17 protein-coding genes and 1 pseudogene are annotated in these 20,588 nt (G+C 74.3%); 5 read left to right on the top strand and 13 right to left on the bottom strand.

Features of this window, described 5'->3' with window-relative positions; genetic code table 11:
* Positions 1-36 precede the first annotated feature (36 nt).
* Positions 37-375: a YnfA family protein gene (locus AB2L27_RS10400; protein WP_370441397.1), complete on the top strand. Its 339-nt coding sequence runs from the start codon at positions 37-39 to the stop codon at positions 373-375.
* Between the two features lie 25 nt (positions 376-400).
* Positions 401-967, top strand: coding sequence for a TetR/AcrR family transcriptional regulator (locus AB2L27_RS10395; RefSeq protein ID WP_370441396.1), 567 nt, complete (start codon positions 401-403; stop codon positions 965-967).
* Between the two features lie 27 nt (positions 968-994).
* Here the strand turns inward: AB2L27_RS10395 and AB2L27_RS10390 are convergent, their stop codons facing one another.
* From AB2L27_RS10390 to AB2L27_RS10380, 3 genes are all read right to left on the bottom strand, one after another.
* Positions 995-1,504 carry a pyridoxamine 5'-phosphate oxidase family protein gene (locus AB2L27_RS10390; RefSeq protein ID WP_370441395.1) on the bottom strand — a complete coding sequence of 170 codons (510 nt, stop codon included), beginning with the start codon at positions 1,502-1,504 and terminating at the stop codon, positions 995-997.
* 117 nt (positions 1,505-1,621) lie between these two features.
* Positions 1,622-2,092, bottom strand: coding sequence for an arsenate-mycothiol transferase ArsC (locus AB2L27_RS10385; protein ID WP_370441394.1), 471 nt, complete (start codon positions 2,090-2,092; stop codon positions 1,622-1,624).
* An 89-nt stretch (positions 2,093-2,181) separates the two neighbouring features.
* Positions 2,182-2,613, bottom strand: a complete 432-nt coding sequence (locus tag AB2L27_RS10380; RefSeq protein WP_370441393.1) for an ArsR/SmtB family transcription factor — start codon at positions 2,611-2,613, stop codon at positions 2,182-2,184.
* A 151-nt stretch (positions 2,614-2,764) separates the two neighbouring features.
* Between AB2L27_RS10380 and arsB the strand changes: the two genes are divergently transcribed.
* A complete protein-coding gene (gene arsB, locus AB2L27_RS10375; RefSeq protein ID WP_370441476.1) occupies positions 2,765-3,835 on the top strand; it encodes an ACR3 family arsenite efflux transporter in 1,071 nt (356 codons plus the stop codon).
* A 120-nt stretch (positions 3,836-3,955) separates the two neighbouring features.
* Here the strand turns inward: arsB and AB2L27_RS10370 are convergent, their stop codons facing one another.
* Positions 3,956-4,363: a hypothetical protein gene (locus AB2L27_RS10370; RefSeq protein ID WP_370441392.1), complete on the bottom strand. Its 408-nt coding sequence runs from the start codon at positions 4,361-4,363 to the stop codon at positions 3,956-3,958.
* A 160-nt stretch (positions 4,364-4,523) separates the two neighbouring features.
* On the opposite strand from AB2L27_RS10370, the pseudogene AB2L27_RS10365 reads away from it, so the two are divergent.
* A pseudogene (locus AB2L27_RS10365) lies at positions 4,524-5,594 on the top strand (transposase).
* 74 nt (positions 5,595-5,668) lie between these two features.
* On the opposite strand, the gene ppsA reads toward AB2L27_RS10365, so the two are convergent.
* From ppsA to AB2L27_RS10320, 9 genes are read right to left on the bottom strand one after another with little or no spacing between them, the layout of a single operon-like run.
* Positions 5,669-8,179: a phosphoenolpyruvate synthase gene (gene ppsA / locus AB2L27_RS10360; protein WP_370441391.1), complete on the bottom strand. Its 2,511-nt coding sequence runs from the start codon at positions 8,177-8,179 to the stop codon at positions 5,669-5,671.
* Between the two features lies 1 nt (position 8,180).
* On the bottom strand, positions 8,181-9,023 hold the full coding sequence (locus AB2L27_RS10355) for a pyruvate, water dikinase regulatory protein (RefSeq protein ID WP_370441390.1): 843 nt from the start codon (positions 9,021-9,023) through the stop codon (positions 8,181-8,183).
* Positions 9,020-10,849 (bottom strand): FAD-dependent monooxygenase, encoded by a 1,830-nt coding sequence (locus AB2L27_RS10350; protein ID WP_370441389.1) that lies wholly within the window; start codon positions 10,847-10,849, stop codon positions 9,020-9,022. Before AB2L27_RS10350 ends, AB2L27_RS10355 begins: the two co-directional genes overlap by 4 nt.
* A complete protein-coding gene (locus AB2L27_RS10345) occupies positions 10,846-11,805 on the bottom strand; it encodes a LysR family transcriptional regulator (protein ID WP_370441388.1) in 960 nt (319 codons plus the stop codon). The genes AB2L27_RS10350 and AB2L27_RS10345 overlap by 4 nt, the downstream gene beginning before the upstream one ends.
* 43 nt (positions 11,806-11,848) lie before the next feature.
* Positions 11,849-13,291 (bottom strand): aldehyde dehydrogenase family protein, encoded by a 1,443-nt coding sequence (locus AB2L27_RS10340; RefSeq protein WP_370441387.1) that lies wholly within the window; start codon positions 13,289-13,291, stop codon positions 11,849-11,851.
* A 49-nt stretch (positions 13,292-13,340) separates the two neighbouring features.
* Complete coding sequence (locus tag AB2L27_RS10335; RefSeq protein ID WP_370441386.1) at positions 13,341-14,546, bottom strand: acetyl-CoA C-acyltransferase; 1,206 nt, start codon at positions 14,544-14,546, stop codon at positions 13,341-13,343.
* A complete protein-coding gene (locus AB2L27_RS10330; RefSeq protein WP_370441385.1) occupies positions 14,543-16,615 on the bottom strand; it encodes a 3-hydroxyacyl-CoA dehydrogenase NAD-binding domain-containing protein in 2,073 nt (690 codons plus the stop codon). The genes AB2L27_RS10335 and AB2L27_RS10330 overlap by 4 nt, the downstream gene beginning before the upstream one ends.
* Positions 16,612-17,892 (bottom strand): acyl-CoA dehydrogenase family protein, encoded by a 1,281-nt coding sequence (locus tag AB2L27_RS10325; protein WP_370441384.1) that lies wholly within the window; start codon positions 17,890-17,892, stop codon positions 16,612-16,614. The genes AB2L27_RS10330 and AB2L27_RS10325 overlap by 4 nt, the downstream gene beginning before the upstream one ends.
* Positions 17,889-19,160 (bottom strand): CaiB/BaiF CoA transferase family protein, encoded by a 1,272-nt coding sequence (locus tag AB2L27_RS10320; protein WP_370441475.1) that lies wholly within the window; start codon positions 19,158-19,160, stop codon positions 17,889-17,891. The genes AB2L27_RS10325 and AB2L27_RS10320 overlap by 4 nt, the downstream gene beginning before the upstream one ends.
* Positions 19,161-19,442: 282 nt before the next feature.
* Here AB2L27_RS10320 and AB2L27_RS10315 point away from each other — a divergent pair, with 282 nt between their 5' ends.
* On the top strand, positions 19,443-20,423 hold the full coding sequence (locus AB2L27_RS10315) for a LysR family transcriptional regulator (RefSeq protein WP_370441383.1): 981 nt from the start codon (positions 19,443-19,445) through the stop codon (positions 20,421-20,423).
* Positions 20,424-20,588: the final 165 nt, after the last annotated feature.

Genomic DNA, 20,588 nt, shown 5'->3' with positions numbered 1-20,588 from the left:
GTCCACCCCCCGGCCCGGACGGGGCGCTGAGGCCCGGTGGACCTGCTGCGCACGGTGGTCCTGTTCCTGCTGGCGGCGGTGTTCGAGATCGGCGGGGCCTGGCTGGTCTGGCAGGGGCTGCGCGAGCACCGGGGCCTGCTGTGGGTCGGGGCCGGGGTGGTGGCGCTGGGCCTCTACGGGGTCGTGGCCGCGCTGCAGCCGCAGGCCTCGTTCGGGCGCGTCCTGGCCGCCTACGGCGGGGTCTTCGTCGCCGGCTCGCTCGTGTGGGGGGCCGCCGTCGACGGGTACCGCCCCGACCGCTGGGACGTCACGGGCGCCCTCGTGTGCCTCCTGGGCGCGGGCGTCATCGCGCTCGCGCCGCGGACGGGAGCCTGACCGGGGCGGGAGTAGGGTTCCCGGCGTGGATGCGAGGGCGCAACGGAGCCTCGAACGCCTGTCGACGGCCGTGCTGGCGCTCGCGGCGGACCGGGCCCCCGAAGCCCTCTCGGTCGCCGAGATCGCGCGCACGGCCGGGGTGCACCGCTCGACGTTCTACGAGCACAGCGACTCCCCCTCAGCCCTGCTGCGCGCGGTGCTGCGCGACGAGCTCGACGACGCCCGCGAGCGCCACCTGGGCGGGTCGGCCGGACGGGACTGGTCCTCGGCGGTGGCCGCCGTGACCCGCGAGGTGCTGGAGCACCTGGAACGGCACCGGGCCGTGTACCTGCGCAGCCTGGCCAGTCCCGCGGACGGGACGCTGCGCACGCTGCTGGCCGAGCACTTCCGGGCCTCGATCCTGCTGCTGGGTGAGCGCGGTGTCGTGCGCTCCCCCGTGGCCGACCTCGACCTCGTCGCGCGCTTCGTCGCCGAGGGGACGGTGGGTGCGCTCTCCTCGTGGCTGACGCGCGAGCACCGCGACCCCGACGCCTTCCTGGCCGCCTTCGCCCAGCTCGTGCCGCCGTGGTGGCCGCTGCGCACCCCGGGCTGAGCCGGGTCCGATCGGCCGCCGGCGGCCTCACCCCTCGACCGGGCCGCGCTGGCCGGCTCCGCCCGGTCGCCAGCGCGCGGGGTCGGTCAGCGGCAGGCGGCGGCCGGAGACGGTCCCGGTCACCCGCAGGACCACGTGTCCCGCCCCGGCCCAGAAGGGGGCCAGCGGCAGCGCCCCCACGTCGAGGGCTCCTCCGAGGCCCTCGACGGGCGCGGCGTTCCCGCGCAGGACGACGCTCCACGCGTGCCCCGGGCCGTCGGTCCCCGACGCGGCCTCCAGGCCGTCCACCTCGAAGGCGACCGGCAGGTCCTGGGGGCCGGACCGGGGGCGGTCCGGCACGGGGAGGGACCCGCCGGCGTGGGTGCGGACGACGACGCTGCCCCCGTCCACGACGTGGTTGACCGGCCGGACGTCGGGCCGGCCGTCGGCCGCGGTGAAGGCCAGGCGACCGTGCGTCTGCGCGCGCAGCAACCGCCAGCACTCGTGCTCGGGCAGGACGGTGACGGCGCCCACCCCGTCCCGGTCGTCGCGTTCCACCCCGCCACCGTGCTCGCCGGTGACCCGGAGGACCAGGGTCCTGCGACCCTGCCCGGGAGGGCCGGGCCCGGTGGTGGGGCGGACCGGCGTCAGCGGACCGGCGTCAGCGGATCGGCGTCACCGGTCCGACCCCTCGGTGGCCCGGGTCACCGCCTCCGGGCGCGAGGTCCCGGCGGGGGCACCCGCCTGCAGCCGGTGCGCCAGGGCGGTGACGCGCCGGGCGATGTCGTCGCGGACGAGCCGCATCCGCTCCACGCCCTCGATGCCGCGCAGCGACGGTTCGTCGGTCTCCCAGACCTCGACGGGGGTGCCGTCGACGGTCTCGACCTCCGCCTCACGGCCGAGCACGACGACCAGGTCGGCGGCGCGGACGAGGTCGTCGGTCAGCTGCTGCGGACGCTCGGCGCCGATGTCCACGCCGACTTCGGCCAGGCTCTGCACCGCCAGGGCGTTGAGCTCGGCGCCGGCCCGGGTGCCGGCGGAGGCGACGGTGACGGCGTCCCCGGCGGCCCGGCGCATGAGACCGGCGGCCACCTGCGACTTCCCGCCGTTCTTGACGCACACGAAGAGGACGGTGGGCTGGGGCACGGGGATCTCCTGGGGACGTGGGGGGTTCGGGAGCAGGACGGCGCCGGTGCCGGCGAGCTGAGGAGGCGGCGGCTCGGTCGTGGTGGTGGTCAGCAGGTGGAGGTGCTGGTGCGGCCCGGCGGTGCGGTCAGGGCGGCCGCGACGGCGTCCATCGCCTCGCCGACCAGGGTGTAGTAGGCCCAGACTCCCCTCTTCTCGCGGGTGAGCAGGCCCGCCTCGAGGAGGACCTTGAGGTGGTGGGAGACGGTGGGCTGGCTCAGGCCCAGCGGTCCGGTCAGGTCGCAGACGCAGGCTTCGCCGCCCTCGTGGGCGGCGATGAGGGACAGCAGGCGCAGGCGGGCGGGGTCCGCGAGCGCCTTCAGGGTCCGCGCGAGGGTGGTGGCGGCCTCGGCGGCGAGGGGTTCGCGGGCCAGCGGGGCGCAGCGGTCACCGGGGTCCGCACCGGGGTCCGCACCGGGGTCCGCACCGGGGTGGACGTCCGGACGGGCACCCCCGCACGTCGTCGGGGTGAGCGTGGCCATGGCGCCATGGTGCCGCAGACATCGAGAGCTGTCGATATTGACAATCATCGATGTCCAACCCCAGGGTTGCCTCCGTGTCGATCGGTGGAGGGGTCTGCTCGTGAACGACGTCGTCGCGCAAGGACCGCGGGCCGGCGCCGATGCCCCGGTCCTGGCCCGGCTCTCGGTGCTGGACCGCTTCCTGCCGGTGTGGATCATTGCCGCGATGGCCGCCGGGCTGCTGCTGGGCCGGTCCGTCCCCGGCCTCGACCGCGCCCTCGGCGCGGTGGAGGTGGGCTCGGTCAGCCTGCCCATCGCCGTGGGCCTGCTGCTGATGATGTACCCGGTGCTGGCGAAGGTCCGGTACTCCGAGACCGGGCGCGTCGCCGCCGACCGCCGGCTCATGGTCAGCTCCCTGGTCCTGAACTGGCTCGTCGGCCCCGCGCTGATGTTCGCCCTGGCCTGGCTGCTGCTGCCGGACCAACCGGAGTACCGCACGGGGCTGGTCATCGTCGGCCTGGCCCGCTGCATCGCCATGGTGCTCATCTGGAACGACCTGTCGTGCGGTGACCGGGAGGCCGCCGCCGTCCTGGTCGCCGTCAACTCGATCTTCCAGATCCTGGCCTTCGCCGCTCTCGGCTGGTTCTACCTGCAGGTCCTGCCCGGCTGGCTGGGCCTGCCGACGACCAGCGCGGACTTCTCCGTCGGCGCCATCGTCGTCTCGGTGCTGGTCTTCCTCGGCATCCCGCTGGTCGCCGGGTTCGCCACCCGCGCGCTGGGCGAGCGGGCCAGGGGACGGGCCTGGTACGAGGACCGCTTCCTGCCGAGGATCGGCCCGGTCGCGCTGTACGGGCTGCTGTTCACCGTCGTCGTGCTCTTCGCCCTGCAGGGGGAGGCGATCACCTCCCGGCCCGGGGACGTGGCCCGCATCGCCCTGCCGCTGCTGGCCTACTTCGCGGTCGTGTTCGCGGGCTCCTTCGCGCTCGGCCGGGTGATCGGCCTGAGCTACGCCAAGACGTCCACGCTGTCCTTCACCGCCACCGGCAACAACTTCGAGCTCGCCATCGCGGTGGCCGTCGGCACCTTCGGCGTGACGTCCGGGCAGGCCCTGGCCGGGGTCGTCGGCCCGCTCATCGAGGTGCCCGTCCTCATCGCGCTGGTCCACGTGGCGCTGTGGGCCGGACGGCGCTTCTTCCCCGGTGACCCCACAGCACCGGCGAGCCCCGCCCCGTCCCGTCGCTGACCCCGCCCGGGACGGGCGACCCCACGACCCCGGGCGCGGGCGCAGGCCCCACCGTCGATCGCCGGGGTCCGGCTCGCGGTGCTTCGGGAAGGACTCAGCTGCGCAGGCAGTGGACCGTGCTCATGCGACACCCACGGCGACCGGCTCCACGATCTTCGTCCGGGTGGGCGAGAGGCTGCGGACACCGGACCGAGCCCCACCGCGCTGATCGGTGGGGCAGGGCGACGGGAGCACGTCGACCAGGTGCCGGGCGTACGCCTCCGTCGTGATGGAGGCCGGGTACTCGGCCACGAACGTCGCCTCCTCCACGATGTCGCGGGCGGCAGCCAGTCGCGCAGGTGGCCCCGGATCGCTCGACAGCTCGGCCAGCGCACGGCCGAACTCCTCGTCGAGGATCCGCTGGACCAGCCGGCGGTCCACCGTCCGCCCGTCGTCCAGCGCCGTCCGGTGTCGCAGCCACATCCACACCTGCGTGCGGGAGACCTCGACCGTGGCGCCGTCCTGGACCGTCCTCGGTTCGGTGGACACTCGGATTGGCTGTCTGACCCGAGAATGAGGCTCTTCTGACGCCTGTGAGGTCAGGTCGGCTGTTGCGACGCCTCTGAGCAGCTGAGATGCAGGACGCACGCCGTCCGGGTGGCTGCGGTCTTGAGCGTCGAGTTCATGATCGTCACCACGGGAGAACGGCGTGCGCGGGATCAGGACATGGGCTGAGCTGCTCGGCTTGAAGCAGGCGGTCGTCGAGGGCGTCGACTCCGACCAGGACGCTGGCGTGCTCGTCGTGACTGCTCGTGTGCCGCGTCGGGCCCAGGATCGGTGCGGGTGATGTCGACGGCGGTGCCGGCGCTTCGGTGCGGGCCGCGGTGTGCGCCGGTGGCGGGCGCTGGACCTGGGCGCGGCCCGTACCTTCGTCCAGGCCCGTGCGCCGCGGGTCCGCTGCCGTGAGCACGGGATGGGCCGGTTCGCCGGGCTGCGCCGGATCGGGGTCGATGAGATCTCCGACAAGCGCGGGCACGAGGACCTGACCGTGGTGGTCGATCACGACACCGAGCGGCTGGTGCGGGTGGGGCCGGGGCGGGACAAGGAGACGTCGGCCGGGTTCTTCGACGAGCTGGACGCCTCGGGTCCAGGGAGTGAGGAGTTGCGGTCTTCCCAGATCACGCACGTGTCGGCGGACGGGGCGAACTGGATCGCGACGGTCGTGGCCGATCGGTGCCCGAACGCGGTGCGGTGCGCTGACCCCTTTCACGGCCTCGTGCGGTGGTGCAGTGGGCGAGCAAGGCCTTGGATGGAGAACGGCGGGCGTCGTGGAACCGCGCCAGGGTGCGGTGGGCCGGCGTGCAACCGAGGGCAGGGCTGCGCAGGCCACGGGCGCGGCGAAGTCGCTCAAGGGTGCGCGGTGGGCGTTGTGGAGGAACCCTGAGCACCTCACCGAGCAGCAGGTAGCCCAGCTGGCGTGGATCGCTCGGACGGGCCAGTCGCGGCGGGGGCGGCGTTGGATCGGTGGATCGGGTGGGCCAGGCGGTGCAGGGTCCCGGCGTTCGTGGCGCTGTCGCGCACGATCATCAGGCACCGGCTGGCGATCGAGGCGACGTTCGAGCACGGGTCGTCGAACGGGTCGGTGGAGTCGATGAACACGAAGATCCGGGTGTTGACGCGGGTGGCGTTCGGGGTCCACTCGGCGGCGCCGTTGGTGGGGTTGGCGATGGTGGCTTCGGGTGGGTTCTGCCCGCCGCTACCGGGCCGCGGAGGGCGCTGAGGGCTGATGAGGCTTCACACATGTGTCAGGAGAGCCCCTGATGCCATCGGTGCCCGCAGACCTTCCCACACCGGTCAGCGGCACGTGGGACCCAAGGCCCTCGACGCACGAGGTTCCTCTCCTCTCGGTCGCTCGCTCGGGTTCGGCCGGCGCGCCGATGTCGGTCCGTCCGTCTCCGAGGGGAGCGGTTCTGCGAGCTGTCGACGGCTCAGACCGAGCCAGGTGTCGACCACGGTGTCGGGGTTCAGCGACGCCGACGTGACCCCCTGGTCCACGAGCCACTGCGCGAAGTCGGGGTGGTCGCTCGGTCCCTGACCGCAGATTCCGACGTACTTGCCCTGCCGCTTGGCTGCCTCGATGGCGAGCGACAGCAACGCGAGGACGGCGGGGTCCCGTTCGTCGAACGAGCCGGCCACCAGAGCGCTGTCGCGGTCGAGTCCAAGGGTCAGCTGGGTCATGTCGTTGGAGCCGATGGAGAACCCGTCGAAGAGCTTGAGGAACTGGTCGGCGAGCAGGGCGTTGGACGGCAGCTCACACATCATCACGACCTTCAGGTCATGGTCTCCGCTGCGCAACCCGTTCTGGGCCAGGAGGTCCACCACCGCCCGCCCCTCAGCCACGGTGCGCACGAAGGGCACCATGACCTGGACGTTGGTGAAACCCATCTCCTCGCGCACGAAGCGCAGGGCCTCGCACTCCATGTCGAAGCACCCGCGGAACTCGGGCGAGACGTACCGTGAGGCACCGCGGTAGCCGAGCATCGGGTTCTCCTCGTGGGGCTCGTAGCGCTCCCCGCCGAGCAGGTTGGCGTACTCGTTGGACTTGAAGTCGCTCAGCCTCACGATGACCGGTTCGGGCGCGAAGGCCGCGGCAATGGTTGCCACCCCTTCGACCACCCGCTGCACGAAGTAGTCCCGGGGCGAGGGGTAGGCGGCAGCCCGTGCGTCGACCTGGGCCTTGAGGTCGTCGGGGAGGTCGGCGTGCTCGAGCAGGGCCCGGGGGTGGACGCCGATCTGACGGTTGATGATGAACTCCAGGCGCGCCAGTCCCACGCCGTGGTGGGGCAGCCGGGAGAAGGTGAAGGCCTGGTCGGGGGTCCCGACGTTCATCATGACCTTCGTGGGAACGGGGGGCATCGCGTCCAGGTGCGTCTCGCTCTCGCGGACGGGCAAGATCCCCTCGTAGACCAGACCGTCCGCGCCCTCGGCGCACGAGACGGTGACGGGCGCGCCGTCGCCGAGCACCCGGGTGGCGTCTCCGGTCCCCACCACGGCCGGAATGCCGAGTTCGCGGGCGATGATGGCCGCGTGGCAGGTCCGGCCGCCGCGGTCCGTGACGATGGCGCCGGCCCGCTTCATGATCGGCTCCCAGTCGGGGTCGGTCATGTCGGCCACCAGCACGTCGCCAGGTCGGAAGTCGTGCATCTGGTCCAGGGACCGCATCACGCGCACCGGCCCCGCGCCGATGCGCTGCCCGATCGAGCGGCCCGTGGTCAGCACGGCGGCGCGCTCGGTGAGCTCGAAGCGCCGCAGGACGGTGCTGCTGGCGCGGGAGACAACCGTCTCCGGGCGTGCCTGCAGGACGTAGAGACGCCCGTCGACGCCGTCCTTGCCCCACTCGACGTCCATCGGCCGGCCGTAGTGCTCCTCGATGACGAGCGCGTGGCGGGCCAACTCCTGCACCTCGGCGTCGGTGACGGAGAAGCGGCTCCTGTCCTCCGGGGGCACGTCGACGAAGGCCGTGCTGGCGCCCACGGTGCGGTCGTCGGTGTAGCGCATGGCGATGGCCTTCTCCCCCACCACCCGCTTGAGGACGGCGGGGCGCCCGGCGCGCAGGGCGACCTTGGAGACGAAGAACTCGTCGGGATTCACAGCCCCCTGCACCACGGCCTCCCCGAGGCCGTAGGAACTGGTGACGAAGACGGCCCGGTCGAAGCCGGACTCGGTGTCCACGGTGAAGACGACACCGGAGGCGCCGACGTCGGAGCGCACCATGCGCTGCACCCCGGCGGACAGGGCGACATCGTGGCCGAAGCCGTGGTGGGCACGGTAGGAGATCGCGCGGTCGTTGTAGAGGGAGGCGAAGACCGCACGCACGGCGGACAGCACGCCGTCGATGCCGGCGATGTTGAGGAAGGTCTCCTGCTGGCCGGCGAAGGAGGCGTCAGGCAGGTCCTCGGCGGTCGCGGAGGAGCGCACGGCCCACGTGACGGTCTGCGGCTCGGGGTCGGTCTCGACGAGCCGGGCGAAGGCCGCGCGCACGTCCGCCTCGAGGTCGGTGGGGAACGACTGCTGCTGCACCCACTGGCGCACCTGGTCGCCGACGCGGGTCAGGTCCGCGACGTCGTCGACGTCCACGGCGGCGACCGCGGCCACGATCCGGTCCCCCAGGCCCTCGTGGGCGAGGAACCGGCGGTAGGCGTCCGCGGTGGTGGCGAAACCACCGGGCACCCTCACCCCGGCGTGCCCGAGGTTGGAGACCATCTCGCCCAGGGAGGCGTTCTTGCCGCCGACCCGGGGCAGGTCCTCCAGGGTGATCTCGTCGAACCACAACACGTTGCGGGAGTCAGTGGCCACGTGGTTCATGTCAGCTCTTCTCGCCGGTGCGCCGGGGGCGCAGGTGGAGGTTCTGGAGGATCACCGCAGACATCTCCTCGACGCTCTTGGTCGAGGAGTTCACGTAGGGGATCCGGTGACGCCGGTACAACTGCTCCGCACGGCGCAGCTCCAGGGAGCACTGCGCGAGGCTCGCGTAGCGCGAGTCGGGGCGGCGCTCGTGCCGGACCTGGCTCAGCCGCAGCGCCGTCGTCGTCAGCCCGAAGCAGCGGTCCGCCAGCGGCGCCAGCACGGTCGGGAGCCCATCGGCGGGGAAGTCCTCGTCGGTGAGCGGGTAGTTGGCCACCTGGAGGCCGTGCTGGAGGGCCAGGTACATGGTGGTCGGGGTCTTGCCGCAGCGGCTGGGAGCCACGATGACCACGTCGGCGCTGCCCAGGGCCCGGTAGCTCTGGCCGTCGTCGTGCTCGATGGCGTACTCCACGGCGCGCATGCGGGCGAAGTACGCCTCGGTGTCGCCGACGCGGTGGAACCCGCTCAGCTGCTCGGAGGCGGTGGTGCCCAGCGCCTGCTCCAGCTCGGTCAGGTACCCGCTCAGGAGGTCGATCCGGACGGCGGGCGCCGAGCGCAGCACCTCGCGCACGACCGGGTCCCGGATGGTGGTGAACAGGATGGGAGCGAGCCCGCGCCCTGCTGCCCCGACCACGTCCCGCACCACCTGCTCGGCAGCTGCGCGGCTGGCGACGAACGGCGTCGTGCGGCGCGCGAACCGGACGGCGGGGAAGTTCGACAGCAGCGCCCCGCCGAGGGTCTCGGCCGTGATCCCGGTGCTGTCGGAGACGAAGAACACCGCCCGGGCAGGGGCCGCGTCGCTCACCGCGCGAGCCCCTGGGCGCCGAGAACGGCGGCCACCGCGCCCCGCAGGCGCGTCTGCGCGTCCTGCGGGTCGGTCACCGGCTCAGCGCACCGCCAGGCGACGTACCCGTCGGGCCGCACGAGCACCGCCCCGGCCTCGGCGACCTCGCGCACCCGGTGCCAGGCCAGGTAGGGGTCGCGGACCCCGGCGTCCCCGATGACGACGGTGCGCAGGTGCGGCAGGTCCAGCGCCTCGGCGGCCGTCCGCCAGGCGCCGCCCGCCAGGCCGGTCAGCAGGCTGAATCGCCCCCCACCGGTGACGTCGAGGGTGGAGAGCTTGCGCCCCGCCTCGTCGACCAGCCAGACGTGGGGGACCTTGGCCCCGGGCCTCGTGGTGGCCTGCAGGTGCAGGCCGGGGTCACGCCGCCACACCTCGGGTCCGGCGGCCTCGTCGGGCACGACCGCGCAGGACGCGTAGCGCTGGTTGAGCTCGGTGCCGTGGGCGTTGTGCTCGGTGTCCTTCAGCTCCAGCGCCCGGCTGAGCGCCTCGCGGTCGGCCACCCCCTGCGGACCGGGGTCCCGCAACCTCGCCACGCCGGCTGCGACGGGGTCGTCCTGGACCCCGGTCCGGAACAGGTCCGCGATGGGCTGGTAGTCGGTCCGGGCCCGGTTGGCGTGGGCGACCACCTGTTCGCCCACGGGGGCGCGCTCGTCGGAGTAGGACTCCAGGAGACGGGGGTGCGCCCACCCCTTGACGACGTGGGCCAGCTTCCACGCGAGGTTGAAGCCGTCTTGGACGGAGGTGTTCGACCCCAGGCCTCCGCTGGGGGGGTGGCGGTGCACCGCGTCCCCGCCGCAGTGGACGCGTCCGGCCGAGTACACCGGTGCCCACGCCTGGTTGATGCGCCACGTGCTCGTCGAGTGGACCTCGACCGCCACGTCCAGGTCACCGATCATCGCCCGGATCGTGGGCAGCACGGCGGCCGGTTCCGTGGCCGGCTCCCCCGCGTCGGGGTCGTAGCCCCACCCCGCGATCCAGAGGTCCCAGGGGCGCACGGCCCGCAAGGTACCCATGCCGATCTCGCCGAAGCCCACGGCGGGGTTCATGATCCAGTGCAGCACGCTGGGGCGGTGGGCCACGTACCGCGCCAGGTCGGCCGAGAACACCGTGTACATCGAGGCGGCACGCCCCATCACGCCCTCGATGCGCAGGCCGGCGTCCTGCACGACCTTCGAGCCGGCCCCGTCGGCGCCCACGAGGTAGCGCGAGCGGACGGTGGACCGGTGGCCCGAGAGCCGGTCGAGGACCGTGGTGGTGACCCCGTCCTCGTCCTGCGTGTGGGAGAGGTACTCCGTGCAGAAGGCGTACTCCGCACCGGCCACCGCTGCGGCGTCCACGAGCACCGGCTCCAGCAGCGGCTGCGGGACGTCGGCCATCGGGCACGGGCTGCCCGTGAGGTAGTCCGAGAGCCGGTCCGGCCCGGAGCCGAAGGCGTGCATGCGCGCGACCTCCGGCCCTGCCACGCTGGTCGCGAAGACCATGTCGCCCATCAGCTCCCACGGGACGGCGTCCGCGCTGACCGCCTCCTCCACGCCCAGGTCGCGGAAGACTTCCATGGCGCGCTGGTTGGTCACGTGCGCCCGCGGCCCGTCGGCGAGCCAGCGCCGCTTCGTGACGACGCGCACGCTGACCCCGTACCGGGCCAGGGCCAGGGCCGTGGTCGAGCCCATGGGACCCGACCCGACGACGAGCACGTCGACGTCGACGTCGGGGCCGCTGGGCCGCAGCCGCTGCCGTCGGCCCAGCAGCGCCCCGCGCCCCGGCGCCCGTCCCGCTGCAGCTCTCACCACTCCCGTCCTCCCACCGTCGTCTCGTCCGTCCTCACGTCCGCTGTCACCGGCGCGTCACCGCCGTCGTCGGCGGGTGGTGCCCACCGGCCCGCCAGCACCGTCCGCACCGCCGGGGCGCTCTCGTCCCGTCGGTGCACCAGAAGCAGCGCGGATTCCAGCCGCACGTCCTGCAGGCGCGCGTAGACGACCCCCGGCAGCGACAGGCCCGAGACCGACTCGGGCACCAGCGCCACCGCGTTGCCCGCGCCCACCAGCGCCACCGCGGCGAGGTAGTCGCGCACGGCCGTCACCGCGGGCACGGGGAAGCCCCCGGCCCTGGCCACGGCGGCCACCTCGTCGCGCGCGTCGTGCGCCTCGCCGAAGGAGGGCGCGGCGAAACGCTCCCCCGCCAGGTCGGCCGCGCGCACGGTGCCGGACCCGGCCGCCGCGTGGCGGGAGGGCAGGGCCACGAGCACTGCGTCGCGCCGCACCACGGTGGCCGCGAGCGCGGTCGGCAGGTCGGGTCGCTCCCGCAGCAGGCCCACGTCGATGCGTCCCGCCTGCAGCGCCTCCAGCTGGGCGGGGGTGGTCATCTCCTCGATGACGACCTCCACCTGGGAGTCGTCGGCCACGTGTGCCAGCGCCTCGGCCAGCACACCGGAGTAGGCCGCGGAGGCCACGTAGCCCACGCGCACGCGGCCGAGCAGGCCCTGGCCCGCGGCACGCCCGACCGCCTCGGCCTGCTCGACGGCGAGCAGCACCCGGTGGGCCTGCGGCAGGAAGACCTCCCCCGCCGCCGTGAGGCGGGGCACGGTGCGCCGACCCCGTTCCAGCAGGCGCACCCCGAGGTGGTCCTCGAGGGCCTTCAACTGGGAACTGACGTTGGAGGTGGCCGTCTCCAGCCCCTCCGCGGCCCGCGCGAAGTGCATCTCCTCGACCACGGCCACGAAGGCGCGCAACCACCTCAGGTCCACGCGGCCCCCTGCCCCCGACGAGCAGGTCCCGGCTGCACCGCGGTCATCCGCGCAGGTAGACCGTGGTGGAGCGGGTGAAGAACTCCCGCGAGGCGGTGCCCTGCTCCTTCGGTCCCAGAGAGCTGGCCCGGGAACCGCCGAAGGGGACGTGCGGGTCCGCACCGGCGCTCTCGTCGTTGACGTGCAGCACCCCCACGTCCAGGGCGTCCACCGCCGCGAGGGCGGCACCGAGGTCCCGCGTGAACACCGCGGCGGACAGACCGAACTCGTTGTCGCCGGCCAGGTGGAACGCCTCGGCCGCGCTCCCCGCGCGCAGCACGGACAGCACGGGCCCGAAGAGCTCCTCGCGCCAGACCTCCAGCGACGGCGACGGCAGCTCGAGCAGTGCTGGCCGGCTGAACCAGCCGTCGTCGGGCAGCTGCGTCCCGGGAGAGCCGACGGCACGCGCGCCCTGGGCGACGGCCTTCCGGACGCCGTCGTCGACGGTGGAGCGGGCCCCTGCCGAGACCAGCGGTCCCATCTGGGTGGCCTGGTCGAGCGGGTCGCCCACCACGAGGCGCTCGACGCCGGCGCTCAGCAGCGCCAGGAGGTCGTCCGCCACGGCGTCCTCCACCACCAGGCGCGACGTCGCCGTGCACTTCTGGCCGCAGGAGCGGAAGGCGCCCAGGAGCACCTGCTCCGCGGCGAGCTCCAGGTCGGCGTCGGCGAGGACGACGGCGGGGTTCTTGCCGCCCATCTCCGCCTGGACGGCCGCTCCGCGCGCCGCGCAGGCGGCGGCGATGGAGCGGCCCACGCCGGTGGAGCCCGTGAAGGTGACGGCGTGCACGCCGGGGTGGTCGACGATGCGCCGGCCGGTGCGCGAATCGGCGATGACGAGGTTGAGCACCCCCGCGGGCAGCCCGCCCTCCACCAGCGCCTCGGCGAGCCGCTGCGCGAGGAGGGGCACCAGACCGGCCGGCTTCCACACCACGGTGTTGCCGTGGACGAGCGCGGGGGCGATCTTCCAGGCGGGGATGGCGATGGGGAAGTTGAAAGGGGTGATGACGCCGACCACCCCGACGGGGCGGTGGACCACGAGGATCCGCTGGCCCGCCCGGGGTGAGTGGAAGAGCTGGCCGGCCTCGCGGTCCGCCTCCCCCGCGCAGTACCTCAGCACCGCGGCGGCCCGGCGCACCTCGCCGACGCCCTCGGCCAGCGTCTTGCCCTCCTCGCGGGTCAGCTCGCGGCCGTAGCGTTCGGCCTCCCGCTCCAGCACCCCCGCGGCTCGCTGCAGGACCTCGCCGCGCGCGTGGTAGGGCGTGGCCGCCCAGCTCGGAGCGGCCGCCGTGGCGGCGCGGACCGCCGCGTCGACCTGGTCGGGTCCGGCCAGGCACCCGACCGCCACCACGTGGTCCGGGTGGGTCGGGTCGGTGGAGCGCACCTGCTCGCCCTCGCCGTCCAGCCAGTCGCCGCCGATGAGCTGGCGGAGCGTGACCTCGGTGTCCACTGGTCCTCCTTCGGGCCGGCCGGGGCCGGGTCTCGTCTGTGGTCGTCGCTCAACCGGCGTGGTGGAGCAGCAGTGCCTCGCCCTGCCCGCCGCCGCCGCACAGGGCGACGGCTGCGGTGCCTCCGCCCCTGCGCCGCAGGGCGTGGGCGGCGTGCAGCGCCAGGCGGGCGCCGGAGGCGCCCACCGGGTGGCCCAGGGCGATCGCCCCGCCGTCGGTGTTGACCGCCTCCGGGGAGATCCCCAGGTCCCGGCAGGACCTGACGACGACAGCGGCGAACGCTTCGTTGATCTCCACCACGTCCAGGTCGCGCACCTGGAGGTCGGCGCGGGCGAGAGCAGCGCGCACCGCGGCGGCGGGCTGGGACAGCAGCGACGGGTCGGGTCCGGCCACCTGGCCGGCGGCCCCCAGGCGCGCCAGGGGGACCACGCCCCGCTCCGCGGCCCACGCCGCGCTGGTGACCACCACGAACGCGGCGCCGTCCGACAGCGGTGAGGCGTTGCCGGCGGTGATGGACCCCGTGGGGGAGAACGCCGGTCGCAGCCCGGCGAGGACCTGCACCGTCGTGCCGTCCCGGACACCCTCGTCGTGCTCGACCACCGCCGGCTCGCCGCGGCGTCGCGGCACCGCGACGGGCACCACCTCCTCGGCGAGCCGGCCGGCGTCGCGAGCCGCGGCCGCCCGCTCGTGGGAGGCGGCGGCCACCTCGTCCTGCTCCTGGCGGCCCACCTCCGCCCGCTGCAGCCGGCCCTCGGTGTCCTCGCCCATCGACAGGTGGGAGAAGGAGTCGGTGAGGGCGTCGGACAGGCCGTCCAGCAGGGTGGCGTTCCCGTACCCGACGCCGCCGCGGGCGCGGGGCACCAGGTGCGGCGCCGAGCTCATCGACTCCTGCCCTCCGGCGAGCACCACCGCGGCCTCGCCGAGCCGCACCAGGCGCGCGGCGTCGACGACGCTGGTCAGGCCCGACAGGCAGATCTTGTTGACGGTGGTGGCCGGCGCGCGCCACCCGACCCCGGCCGCCACGGCCGTGATCCTCGCGGGCCCCTGGCCGGAGCCTGCCTGCACGACCTGTCCGACGAGGACGGCGTCGACCTCCTCCCCGCTCAGGCCCGCCCTCGCCAGAGCGGCGCGGGCGGCGTGCGCCCCCAGCTCCGTGGCGCTCACGGACCCGAACACCCCGCCGCAGCGGCCGAACGGGGTCCGCGCCCCGGCGACGAGCACCGGGGTCGTGCGGGGGTCCGCCGTCGTGCCGGTCATCGGGCTCCCTCCTCGTGGAAGCGCGAGCCCCGAACCAGCTGCGAGGCCCCGGAGGTGTCGAGGAGGCCGCTCAGGCCCCTCTGGTGCGGCGGGAAGCCGGCGCCCAGGAGCATCGCCGCGTCGACGTCCTGCACGTCGGCGGCCACGTGCTCGCGCAGGACCTGGTCCAGCTCGTCGGCGAGCCCGCACAGCAGCGAGCGCCTCACCTGCGGCGACGTCGCGGTCCCGGACCGCGGGGGCAGCAGGGCCGCGGCGGACGGGTCGCGGAAGCCGGGCAGGTCGTGCTGCACCAGCTCGCGCAGGCACGCGCTGGCCACGAACCGGTCGGGGAAGGCGTCCTGCAGGCTTTCGAGGATGTGCAGCTGCACCGCCGGCCCGATGTGCTCGACCAGCTGGAAGGGCGTCATCGGCAGACCGTCGGGCTGCAGGGCCCGGTCGACCACCTCGGGGTCCTCCCCGGCGTCGACGAGCGACAGGGCGTCGCCCATCCACCGGCTCAGCAACCGGTTGACGATGAAGCCGGGGGCATCGGCGCTGGTGACGGCCGTCTTGCCGAGCGCGTCGGCCAGCGCCAACGTCGTGCGCACCGCCTCCGACGAGGTGGCGGGCGCGGCCACCACCTCGACCAGCGGCAGCACCGCGACGGGGTTGAAGAAGTGCAGTCCGACGACGCGCTCGGGGTGGCGCAGGCCGTCGCCCATCGCGGTCACCGACAGCGAGGAGGTGTTGGTGAGCAGGAGGGTCGTGTCGTCGACGACGTCCTCGAGGTCTCGCCAGACGCTCCGCTTGACCGCCAGGTCCTCCACGACGGCCTCGATGACGGCCTCGCACCCGGCCAGGTCCGCGAGGTCGGTGCCGGCGGTGGTGGCCTCGGCGGCAGCGGCCGCCGCAGCGGCGTCCAGCCCGGCGCGCACGGCGCGCTCGAGGTGGCCGCGCACGCGCTGCACGGCGGTGGCGGCGCGCTCGGGGTCGACCTCCACGAGGTGCACGCGCGCACCGGTCCGCTGCGCGACGAGCGCGGCGAGCTGGGTGGCCATGAGCCCGCCGCCCACCACCCCGACGCGGCTCCAGCGTGCACCGGCGGCCGCGCGGCGGGTGGCGCTGCGCGCGCGCTGCACGGCGAAGAAGCTCGCGATGCCGGCCCGGGCCTGGACGCCTCCCACGAGGCGGTCGAAGGCCGTCACCGTCTCCTTGCGCAGCGGTGGCTCCGGCCTGGACAGGCGGACGGCGGTGCGCTCGCGCAACGAGGTGCCGGCGGTCGCCTCGACGTCGCCGAGCGCGTCGAGGAGCTCGACTGCCGCACGGACCGCGTCGGTGCCGCCCGGGGTCCGGCGCTCCACCGCAGCGAGCAGCGCACCACCGTCCCACGCCTCCCACGCCTCCCACGCCGCCGTCGGGGGCGTCTGCGGTGGCGGGGCGGGCTGGCCGGAGCCCGGAGCGTCGAGCGCCGCGGCGACCGCGGTCACCGCCTGCTCCACGAAGGAGTCCAGGTCCTCGCCGGCCAGGACGACGTCGACGACTCCGGCCTCCAGGGCACCGGTGGCCGACAGGGTGCGTCCCGCGAGGGCGTCGGTGACGGCCACCCGGCCGGCCACCGCGCGTCCGGTGAGCTCGGCCAGGCGTGTCACGCCGCCCCACCCGGGGACCAGCCCCAGCCGCACCTCCGGCAGTCCGAGCACTGCGGCCCCGTCGCGGGCGATGCGCACGTCGGCGGTGAGCCCCACTTCGAGGGCACCGCCCAGCGCCGGACCGGCGAGCAGCGCGACAGTGGGCACCGGGAGGGTGCGCAACGGCTCCAGCGCTGCGTAGCCGCGCTCGGCCACGCGCAGCCCCAGGTCGGGCTGGCGCGGCGAGCGGAGCTCCTGCAGGTCTGCGCCGGCGCCCAGACCTCCCCCGGGTCCGAGCAGCACGAGCGCCTCGACGTCGAGGCCGCCGACCGCTGCGACGGCGCTGCCCAGGGACTCCAGGGCGGTCGCGTCCCACGTCAGGGGTCTGCGCTCGTCGGCGGTGAGTTCGAGCAGGGCGATCCGGTGGCCCGCGACCTCGCGGACGGACGTGGTGGCGATCACCTGAAGGCCGGGATGCCGGTGATGCGCTGCCCGATGACGAGGGTGTGGACCTCGTCGGTGCCCTCGTAGGTGCGCACGCTCTCCAGGTTGTTCGCGTGGCGCAGGCTGGCGTGGTCGAGGGTGATGCCGTTGCCGCCCAGCACCGTGCGGGCCTCGCGGCAGATCTCGATGGCGGTGCGGGTGTTGTCGAGCTTGCCCACGGAGATCTGGTGCGGCTGCAGCCGGCCGGCGTCCTTGAGGCGGCCCAGGTGCAGGGCCAGCAGCCAGCCCTTCTCGATGCCCACCGCCATGTCCGCGAGCTTCTTCTGGGTCAGCTGGTAGCCGGCCAGCGGTTTGCCGAACTGCTGGCGCTGCAGGGAGTACTCCAGGGCCTCGAGGTAGCTGTCGCGGGCGGCGCCGAGCACGCCCCAGGAGATGCCGTAGCGGGCCTCGTTGAGGCAGGAGAACGGTCCCGACAGGCCGCGGGCCCCCGGCAGCAGGGCGTCGGCGGGCAGGCGGACCTCGTCGAAGGTCAGGTCGCACTGCACCGAGGCGCGCATCGACAGCTTGGGCGTGATGGGGGTGGCGGTGAAGCCCGGGGAGCTCGTGGGCACGAGGAAGCCGCGGACGCCGTCGTCGGTGGCCGCCCAGACGACGGCGACGTCGGCGATGCTCGCCAGGCCGATCCAGCGCTTGGCGCCGGTGAGCACCCAGTCGGCCCCCTCACCGGCGCCGTCGCGGCGGGCGAAGGTCCTCATGCTGCCCGGGTCCGACCCCGCGGTGGGTTCGGTGAGGCCGAAGCAGCCGACGAGGCGGCCGGCGGCCATGCCGGGCAGCCACTGGGCCTTCTGCTCCGCCGAGCCGTGCTTGGCGATGGCGCTCATGGCCAGCGAACCCTGCACGCTGACGGCGGTGCGCAGCCCGGAGTCGCCTGCTTCCAGCTCGAGGGCGGCCAGGCCGTACTCGACCGCGCTGCGCCCCGGGCAGCCCTCCTCCTTCAGGTGCATGCCCAGCAGCCCGAGCTCGCCGAGGCGCGGCATGATCTCGCGCGGGAAGTGCGCGCGCTCGAACCACTCGGCGATGTTCGGGCGTACCTCGGCGTCGACGAAGGCGGCCACGCGGCGGCTGACGTCGCGCTCGGCGTCGCTGAGGAGCTCCTCGAGGCCCAGCAGCTGGGGGCGGGGCTCGGCGGGCGGTTCGGCGGCCTGCACCGCGACCTCGAGGGGCGCGGTGGCCGTCGGGCTCGCGGGAGAGCCGCCCGTCTCGTGGTCGGTGGCGCGGTCGAGCGTGCTGCTCATCGGGACTCCTCGAGCTGGTCGGCAGGCGTGGCGGCGGGTGCGGGGGCGTGGGCAGGGCGGTGCGGTGCGGCGGGCACCGGCAGCGGTGGTCCGCCGGGTCGCCCACGGGGGGCGGCGAGCCACGCCCGCAGCGCTTCGTCGTGCTCGCCGAGGGTGGGGGGGCTGCGCCGTGGGGCCGGCTCACCGGAACTGACGCGGACAGGTCCTCGCACCTGGCGGCCCACCACGCGGCCCCCGGCGTCGTGGACGTCGACAATCGGCTCCAGCCCGAGGGAGTGCGCCAGGGCGAGCCCCTCGCTGATGGTCGCGACGTGGCCCGCGGGCACACCGGCGGCGAGCAGGAGGCCCTCCCAGTGCTCGGCGGGCGCGGTGCGCAGGCGTGACTCGAGCACCGCGCGCAGGGCCGGTCGGTGCTGGACCCGGTCGGTGTTGGTGGCGAAGCGCGGATCGTCGGCGAGGTCGGGCAGACCCAGCTGTTCACCGAGCCTGCGGAACATCGCGTCCGTGCCGCAGGCCACCGCCAGCTGGCCGTCGGCCGCGGCCAGCAGCTCGTAGGGGGCGATCGACGGGTGGTGGCTGCCCGCCCGCACCGGGTCGACACCCGCGCCGACGTACGCCTGCACCTGGTTGACCAGGGCGGCCTGGAGGCTGGAGAGCAGGTTCACCTCCACGTGGCCCCCGCGGCCGGTGACCCCGCGGCGGACCAGCGCGGCCAGCGCCCCGAGGGCGGCGTCCTTGCCGCACACCACGTCGACGACGGCCACCCCCACCTTGGTGGGGTCCCCGTCGGCCTCGCCGGTGATGCTCATCAGCCCGCCGAGCGCCTGGACCACGAAGTCGTAGCCCGGCAGCGAGGCACCCCCCGCCTCACCGAAGCCGCTGATGGACACGGTCACGAGACCCGGGTTGGCCCGGCGCAGCTCGTCCAGGCCGAGGCCCATGGCCTCCATGGCGCCGGGGCGGAAGTTCTGCACCAGCACGTCGGCGCGCGCCGCGAGCTCGCGGGCGAGCTCGCGGTCAGCGGGGTCGGACAGGTCGAGGCAGAGCGACTCCTTGTTGCGGTTGACGCTCTCGAAGTAGGTGGAGCCGGTCGCGCTGAAGGGCGGTCCCCACCGCCGGGTCTCGTCGCCGGCACCGGGCCGCTCCACCTTGACCACGCGGGCGCCGAGGTCGGCCAGGTGCGTCGTCGCCAGGGGGCCGGCGAGCACGCGGGAGAAGTCGGCGACGAGCAGGCCGGTCAGGGGGAGCCCGTCCTGGACACCGTCCAGGACACCGCTCGGGGTGCCGCCGACGACTCCACGCGGGGCCTCGTCGAGACGGCGCTGGTCCTGCAGGTCGTCGTCGACCACGGCCCACCCTCCTCGGTACCCGCCGGCGCTGCTGCCGACGGTGCGAACAGCCTGGACTTGTCCCACGAGGGAGCACAAGACTTTCAGTTGTTCTGTTTCAAAGAACAAAAGAGCGCTCACCCCTCGCCTTCCACCCGCCCGCCACGCCGCTGAGCTGCTGCTACCGTCACCTGGTCCCACGGAGGCCCGCGGAGAGCGACGATGCGTCCTTACCCCCCGAACTTCACCCTGCGTCAGCTCGCCTACCTCGTCGCGGTCTCCGAGACCGGCACGATCATCGGTGCGGCCGAGCGCATGCACGTCTCGGCCTCGGCGATGTCCGAGGCCATCACCGAGCTCGAGCGGGTGCTGGGCGCCAAGCTGTGCGTGCGCCGCAAGTCCCACGGGGTGACGCTCACGAGCGCCGGGACGCGCACCGTCAGCGACGCCCGGCGGCTGCTGCGCGGCGCCGAGGAGCTGAGCGTCACCCTCTCCTCCGAAGGCGAGCAGCTCGCCGGCCCCCTGGCCGTCGGCTGCTTCGGCCCCATCGCGCCCACGGTTCTGCCGGCGCTCCTCGGCGACTTCGGGGCGTCGCACCCCGGCCTCGACATCGAACTGGTCGAGTCCACCCAGGACCAGCTGGTGGAGATGCTCGAGTCCGCACGCCTCGACGTCGCCTTCGTGTACGACGCCTTCCTGCCGAGCGGCACCCCGCGCATCGAAGTGTTCGCCCTGCGCCCGCACGTGCTGCTGCACGCCTCCCACCGCCTCGCCGACGCCGACCAGGTGCGCCTGGAGGACCTCGCCGACGACGACTTCATCATGCTCAACGCCCCACCCACCACCGACCACGCGCTCGGGATCTTCGCCGCGCGCGGGCTGACCCCCCGCGTCCGGCACCGCACCGCCAACTCCGACGTGGTGCGCACCCTGGTGGGCCACGGGCTGGGCTACGGGATGCTCATCCAGCCCCACCCCGACTACTCCCACCTGACGGAACTCCCGGTGGTGCGGCGGGAGATCTCCCCGCCCGTCACCCCGGTGTCGGTGGCGCTCATCTGGTCCTCCAGCCTCACCCTGAGCAACCGGGGCAGGGCCGTGATCGAGTTCGCCCAGGCCGTCAGCTGGCCGCTCGGGAAGGTGGCCCCCCCGGCTTCCCCGACCCACGATCCGCCCTCGCCACCCGCGGGCGGCGAAGAGTAATTCGGCGCAGCAGGACAACTTCCTCGGAACATCCCCGTTGCCTGCGACGACGAGGGACTGGTTGTGTTCGGACCCCGGGATCCTGGTCGCGAACAGGCGTTCGACACCTGACACGCACCGGGTGACCGACACCATCCACAGCACGTGGCGACGAGGCCGACTGCG

It is taken from the genome of Kineococcus halophytocola (assembly GCF_041276425.1).
GTDB classification, from domain to species: Bacteria; Actinomycetota; Actinomycetes; order Actinomycetales; family Kineococcaceae; genus Kineococcus; species Kineococcus halophytocola.
The sequence above is the reverse complement of the archived record's forward strand: the minus strand, read 5'-3'. Positions and strand labels throughout refer to the sequence as shown.